Origin of the sequence: Pseudomonas sp. PARCl1 (assembly GCF_947311875.1) — a bacterium.
Classification (GTDB): Bacteria; Pseudomonadota; Gammaproteobacteria; order Pseudomonadales; family Pseudomonadaceae; genus Aquipseudomonas; species Aquipseudomonas juntendi.
Genome location: NZ_CAMZMX010000013.1, coordinates 109,668 through 116,197, shown reverse-complemented (window position 1 = coordinate 116,197; position 6,530 = coordinate 109,668). Strand labels below are relative to the sequence as shown.

At 55.7% G+C, this 6,530-nt stretch carries 4 protein-coding genes; 1 reads left to right on the top strand and 3 read right to left on the bottom strand.

The annotated features are described in order from the left end of the window. Positions 1-137: 137 nt before the first annotated feature. The 3 genes from phnX to QME24_RS10090 all read right to left on the bottom strand — a co-directional run bounded on the left by phnX (position 138) and on the right by QME24_RS10090 (position 3,778). Positions 138-965 carry a phosphonoacetaldehyde hydrolase gene (gene phnX / locus QME24_RS10100; protein ID WP_280091156.1) on the bottom strand — a complete coding sequence of 276 codons (828 nt, stop codon included), beginning with the start codon at positions 963-965 and terminating at the stop codon, positions 138-140. A 37-nt stretch (positions 966-1,002) separates the two neighbouring features. Beyond that, positions 1,003-2,343: an MFS transporter gene (locus tag QME24_RS10095; RefSeq protein ID WP_280091155.1), complete on the bottom strand. Its 1,341-nt coding sequence runs from the start codon at positions 2,341-2,343 to the stop codon at positions 1,003-1,005. Between the two features lie 268 nt (positions 2,344-2,611). Beyond that, complete coding sequence (locus QME24_RS10090; RefSeq protein ID WP_280091154.1) at positions 2,612-3,778, bottom strand: 2-aminoethylphosphonate--pyruvate transaminase; 1,167 nt, start codon at positions 3,776-3,778, stop codon at positions 2,612-2,614. A gap of 281 nt (positions 3,779-4,059) precedes the next feature. Here QME24_RS10090 and QME24_RS10085 point away from each other — a divergent pair, with 281 nt between their 5' ends. After that, positions 4,060-6,513, top strand: a complete 2,454-nt coding sequence (locus QME24_RS10085) for a mechanosensitive ion channel domain-containing protein (RefSeq protein ID WP_280091153.1) — start codon at positions 4,060-4,062, stop codon at positions 6,511-6,513. The last annotated feature ends 17 nt before the right edge of the window (positions 6,514-6,530 follow it).

The window sequence follows — 6,530 nt, the reverse complement described above, 5'->3', positions numbered from 1 at the left end:
CACCACCGATGTAGTTACCGTAGCGGTTCTTGAAGGAAACCTTCGCGCCTTCGGTACCGGGATGTGCGTAACGCATGATGATCTACCTTGTTATTGTTTTGAAGTGGGCAGGGCCGCATGGCCCATCCCCGAGGCAGTCAGGAAGCTTGCGGCGTTTCTCCGCGAGCCAGGCGCTGGTTGATGTCCTCAATCACTGCTGGTAAGTCGACGATGGTGTCGATCAGGTAATGCGGGCGGGAAGGCTCGAACATCTTGACGATGCGCGCACGCTCTTCGGCCAGCTTGTCCGATGGCAGTGCCTTGTAGAGCTGGTAAGGCAGCCCCAGCGCGTTGCCCGAACAGGTCAGGGCCACCGTCCACATGCCAGCCTTTCGACCTTCGAGGATGCCTGGCCAGGTATCGTCTACCTTCACGCAGGCCGCCACATCATCGATGCCTAGGGCGATAACGTTCGCCAGTGCCTGCGAAGGCCATGGGCGTCCATTGGGCGTCTCGTCCGTGGCCACCACGTGGTCGGCCACGTAGCCGTTCTGTTTGGCCAACTCCACCACCTTGTCCATCACCACTTTCGGGTAACCAGAGCAGGAGCCGACCTTCATGCCTCTGCGTCGCACGTCGGCAATGGTTTCCAGTGCCCCCGGAATCAGGGCCGAATGGACGGCGATCTTTTCGATTTGCAGAGGCATGAAGCGGTTGTACAACGCCGTCACATCATCATCCGTAGGCGTGCGGCCAAACACCTTGCGATAGCGTTCGGCAATTTCAGGAATGTCGCAGAGGGTGCGGATGTGATCCCACTTGCCCATGCCCATCGGCCCCCGGGCTTCTTCCAGCGATACTGTCACGCCGAACTCAGCAAAGGCTTCAACGAAAATCTGCGTCGGCGCGAATGAACCGAAATCGACAACGGTACCCGCCCAGTCCAGGACCACGGCTTGCAGTTGTGTAGGGTTTTCATAATTCATGATGATTGCTCCAGCGTAGTTTAAGGACAGATTTGATTCAGGAGTTGGTACCCACAACGACAGGCTTTATCGAAGCCGAAACTAACTCCGTGTTCTCAACCGTTTTCGGGCGGCTATTCCAGAAGGGGATCAACATAATGCTGGCCAGCAGAGCGGCGCCGGTGAACACCAGGAATACCGTGATGGTGTCGAAATAGCCCGGCAGCAGTCCGCCGAGCACCGCACCCACCGAACCACAGCCGTTGACGAAGCCGGCAGCGGACGCTGCGCCGTCCTTGCTGCCGAAGTCGATGGCTGCCGAACCACTGATCATCGAATCCGGCCCGTACAGCGTGAGCCCCATCATGAACAGGAGGCCAACCACCACGTACAGGCTGCCGCTCTGCATGGCCGGAACGAACAGGGCCAGGCAGATCGTAAGCACCACCAGGCTGAGGACGCAGGCAGGGATGCGACGAGCGCCGAAGTACTTGTCCGAGGCAATGCCGATCAGAATGGGTCCGATCAATCCGGCCAGTTCGAACGAGGTCGGAACGATGGCCGACGCCACCTTTCCGATCTCTGGCATCCGCTCGTAGATAATCACGGGCCCCCACAACAGGATGGCGTAACGGGCAGGCTTGAGCATGAAGTAGGCAAGGCCTAGGAACAGCACGGTACGATTCTTCACCACCGTACGTAGGCCGGCCCACATGCTTTCGCGCGGCACCGCTACCTTGCTGATGGGTTCAAGCTCGATCTCGACGGGAGGCAGCCCCACGTCTTCCGGGCGATTGCGCTGCAGCAGGAAGAACAGGACGGCTACCACCAGTACTACGGCGGCGCTACTGAAGAACGCGATGCGCCAGTCGTGAAAGGCGTCGTACGCCCACCAGCCCGCGAAGGGTGTCGCCACCAAGCCGCCGAACGCGTAAGAGGTACTCCAGTAGCCCAGTACCCGGCCACGTTCACTGGTGCTGAAGAAGCTGCCAACGTTCTTGCACAGCCCCGACCAGCCCGTGGACTGGGCAAGGCCTTGGATCAGCATGCAGGAAGCAAAGATCGGCAGGGTGGCGTAGGTACCCATAAGCACAGCTGCCACCGCGGAGATGACTAGCCCGCTGAGTACCACGACCCTAGGGCCAAAGCGGTCGGAGAAGTTGCCCCAGAGAAACTGGCCCACGGCGTAGGCCGTCAGGTAGAAGGCATCGAGGTTGGCCATCATGGACTTTTCAAGTACAAAATCCGGGTCTTCGCCAATACCTAATTTGGCTACGGAAAATGCCTTGCGAGTGAAGTAGAAGGCGGCATACGCCACCCAGGTAATTAGAAAAACTTGAACGCGCCAACGCTGGAGAGATTGCCAGCCAGTTGCGAGAGAAGCTGCATTCTTGTTCATGGTGTTCTGATCCCGGTAATGGTGCCAGACAGCGCAAATCGTTAGTTTTATTGTTGTTTTGGACACAGAGAATTTATGCACGCACACACCATCGCTAGATAGCAATGAGCTGGCATCAAGTATGAAAAATTTAATAGTGCGATCGCTGACTCCTGCTCGGCGTTACCCACCGATAAGTCACCGAATCCATGGTAAAAAAAGGTCCTTGTCCAAAGGCGCGATCCACTCGCACCCATGCTCGATTAACAAGGACCTTTAAAGGGGTTGATCAAGCAGCCGATTGCTGGATGTCTACATCCATAGCTAGCAGACTATCGGCAATGGCTCGAAGCAATTGATGCACAACGTTTTCATCAATCTGACCGATGCAACCGATGCGGAAACTCTCGGCGACGGTCAACTTTCCTGGGTAGATGATGAATTGACGAGCTTTCAATTCGTCGTAAAATCGCTTGAACTCAAAGTTCGGATGTTCAGGGCTGAAGAAGGTGGTAATAATCGGCGACAACCAGCGGTCTTCGAGCAGCGTTTTGAAGCCAAGCTCGCGCATGCCGGCCACCAGCACGTCGCGGTTGCGGGTATAACGTGCTAGTCGGCCATGCACACCACCTTCGGCGTCATGCTGTTCCAGCGCCTTATGGAAGGCCACGACGCTGTGGGTCGGGGGCGTGAACCGCCACTGGCCGGTCTTCTCCATATAGACCCATTGCTCATATAGGTCGAGGCTCAGGGAGTTGGCACGGCCTTTCGCGGACTCCAGAACACTGCGTCGAATGATGACGAAACCGAACCCAGGAATGCCCTCGATGCATTTGTTGGCGGAAGATACCACCACGTCAAATGGAATGTCCTGGACGGTCAGCGGCACCGCGCCAAAGGAGCTCATCGCATCGATGATCAGGCTCTTGCCATGAGCTTTCACAACATCGGCGATTTCCCGCAGCGGGTTGAGGATGCCCGAGCTGGTCTCGCAGTGGACAAGAAACACGTTGGTGACGTCTGGGTTGGCCTTGAGCAGGACATCAACTTCGTCGGGCTGCGGCGGCAGGTAATCCCCCTTGTCCAGGATAATGAAGGCGCGGCCGAGGTATTCCAAGGTCTTGGTAGCGCGTTGACCGTAAGCCCCATTCATCAGCACTAGCGCCTTGCCATCACGGGGGATGGCGGTGGCCAGCGCCGCCTCTACCGAGTAGCTGCCACTGCCTTGCAGCGGCACGCAGGCGAAGCTGTCATCGGTTACACCCGCCATGGCCAGCAGGCTCTTGCGAACGTCCGCAGTCACCTGGTTAAAGGCCTTGTCCCATGAACCCCAGTCGCGAAGCATGGCTTCCTTGGTGGCTTTAGAAGTGGTCAGAGGGCCTGGCGTGAGCAGGTAGGGTTCGCCCAAAGCTGGTGCTGCTAGCGTCTGAGATCTTGGAAACTCAGCTTTGATCATGATCTTCTCCGGCATGCTGTTTTTGTTAAGGAGTGATGCATGGGCTGATCAAAACACTCGCCTTTGAATAAGTGAAATCGATTTATCACATTTCACAAATAAGCTGAACTTATTAGTCGCAATCTTCACCGCAAGTCGTTATTTTGGTTCGTTTTTTCAAACATCATGTCTCGATAGCAGATACTCGATTCGTAAGCTAGGTTTGTAACCACTGTCGGTATAAGTGTACCTTCGAACAGGATTCAGCCTATTGGACAGTTTGCGAAGGGACGCCTCAACCAATGCGCATGGTGCAGAATTCAGCTTTGGCTTATACGGTAGTGCTGTGGTTAGTGACTACATTGGCGTGCTTCATCGCTGCAGCCAATGCTGATCCACAACCCAGTAACGCCGCATTACCCAAGATGCCCTCGACGGAAGTTTCACCGATTGCATTGGCCGACATCCTTAATCGCGCTGATGAAGACCAGCAGCGTGTGGATAGGGTGAAGAGGCTGCTTGCTTCTCCCGATCCTGTTGCCCATCTAGGTCGCTCGCTCGACGACATAGCTCGTCCGGCCTACGCCAAGCAGCACAGTGCTCACAGCCTATTTTTTGGTGAGCTGCCTGTAATGCGAATTGAAAGCCTGGCTCGACATTGGGAGTTCGATGCGCACCGTCTGGAGCGGTGGGAAATACAAGCGCGCAGAGCATTTAGCCCTTACTCGGATAACGCCCTGCAATTGGCACAGCGACGCGCGATTTGGTCATCAACCAAGGCTGCGGGGGTGTTAGATACGATTCCATCAGTGCTTTCCGCTCGCATCACAAGCTTGATTGCTCAAATTGATGCCACAGAGGCCGCTCTCGAAGTAGAGCTCTCGCGTCAACTTGCCCTCACGCAGCGAGCAAGCGAGCTCAAAGCCACCATCGAAGCCGGAAGTAACCGTGTGTCGGTCGCACTAGATGAGCTTGATCGCAGGTTGCTGCGTCTCGATGTGGCGCCTCTTTGGCAGACCATCGGCTTGAGTATGGATCAGACCTCGACATGGGACGCCATGTGGCAAGGCCTGGATATAGAAGAACAATTTGCTCGCAACTACAACTCGGCAACCACTCCAAATCAGCTTGCGCTTAAGCTGGTGCAGCTACTATTGCTGCCCCTGATCTTTTGGTTGGTCATTCGTAGCCGACGCTCGCAACGCATTAAAGCCGAGCCGAGGAAGCTTACGCGTGCGCTGCGGCGCCCTTTCTCAACTTCACTACTACTGTGCATACTCGCCATGCTTGTGCTCGAGCCAGATGCCCCGTTACTGGCTCAGGAACTTGCGCTTTTAGCAGCCCTGGTGCCAGTGCTGCGGTTGCTGCCCAGCGGCGCGCTTCGTGCCCTTGGCGTGTGGCCCTATATAGCCATTTTCCTTTACGGGCTCGATAGCCTGGGCATCCTGGCAGCCTACAAGGGTGGGATCTACAGGCTCTACCTTCTTGCTGTGAATGCCATCGCACTGGTGCTAACCGTCTGGCTTCTTTGCCGGGCGTTACCTGTCATACAGACTCCTGACAGTCGACTACAGAAAGTCATGCGCCCCATCGGCTGGGTGGCCGCAGCCCTACTCATCACAGGACTTTTAGCCAACATTCTCGGTAATACTTCACTGGCCGAAACACTTACAACCGGCGTGATAGATAGTGGCTACATGGCATTATTGCTTTATGCAGGCATCGCCGCATGCGCTGGGCTATTCCAAGCGCTGCTCGACCAGCCGGAACTGGCTAATCGCCATTTCATTCGTAATCAAGAGACTTCTCTGCAGTCAGGGTTTACTCGTCTGCTAATAGTCGGCGCTGTAATCGGTTGGCTCATCTACAGCATGGATCGGTTCCGCGTCCTCCGACCAGTGTATAGCGTGGGTAGCACCGTCATGGAGTTTGGTATCAATGTAGGGGAGGTATCCCTGGATATCGGTGACTTACTTGTTTTCCTGTTATCTGCCTGGGTTGCGTTCTGGGCGGCCGGCATCGTAAGGCGGGTGCTCCGTGCAGAGTTGCCACACCATGCAGGGTTGCCCAGGGGGGTTGGCAATAGCATCGCATCGCTCAGCTACTACGGCGTTCTGTTGTTGGGTTTTCTAGTGGCACTCTCTGCGGCAGGATTCAAAGTCAGCCAACTGACGCTAATCTTTGGTGCGCTGGGTGTAGGGATCGGTTTCGGCCTCCAGAACGTGGTTAACAACTTTGTTTCTGGGTTGATGCTCATGTTTGAGCGGCCGATTCAACCTGGCGATCTCGTGGATGCAGCAGGAACCTCAGGCACGGTGCGTGAGATCGGATTGCGCGCTACCACCATTCGCACATCAGATGGCGCCGATGTGGTTGTGCCCAACGGCTTGCTGCTCAATGGCAATCTTGCCAACTGGACTATGTTTGATAAGAGCAGGCGTATTGAAATTCCTATAAGCGTTGCCTACGGCTCTGATCCTTCTACGGTAATAGCGGTGATAAGTGCAGTCTTATGTGACGCACCGGAGTTGGCTGAGCGGCCAGCACCTTCAGTTATATTGACCGGATATGGGGAGGCCGCTTTGAATTTCACGATAAGTGCATGGACGCACGATATCAGCATCTGGGGGAGGCTGCGTGGTGAGATACTTTCCCGTACGCTTGCTGCGCTGCAACAGGCAGGCGTCTCGGTTCCCTCTAGGCAGCTTGATGTGAATTTGCACACCTCGCGGGATGCAAAAACACAGCAGCCTTAGCATGGATAAGATGCCGA

Coding starts and splice junctions, on each gene's coding strand:
- phnX (WP_280091156.1), bottom strand. CDS start 965: ATGAATTATGAAAACCCTACACAACTGCAAGCCGTGGTCCTGGACTGG.
- QME24_RS10085 (WP_280091153.1), top strand. CDS start 4,060: ATGCGCATGGTGCAGAATTCAGCTTTGGCTTATACGGTAGTGCTGTGG.
- QME24_RS10090 (WP_280091154.1), bottom strand. CDS start 3,778: ATGATCAAAGCTGAGTTTCCAAGATCTCAGACGCTAGCAGCACCAGCT.
- QME24_RS10095 (WP_280091155.1), bottom strand. CDS start 2,343: ATGAACAAGAATGCAGCTTCTCTCGCAACTGGCTGGCAATCTCTCCAG.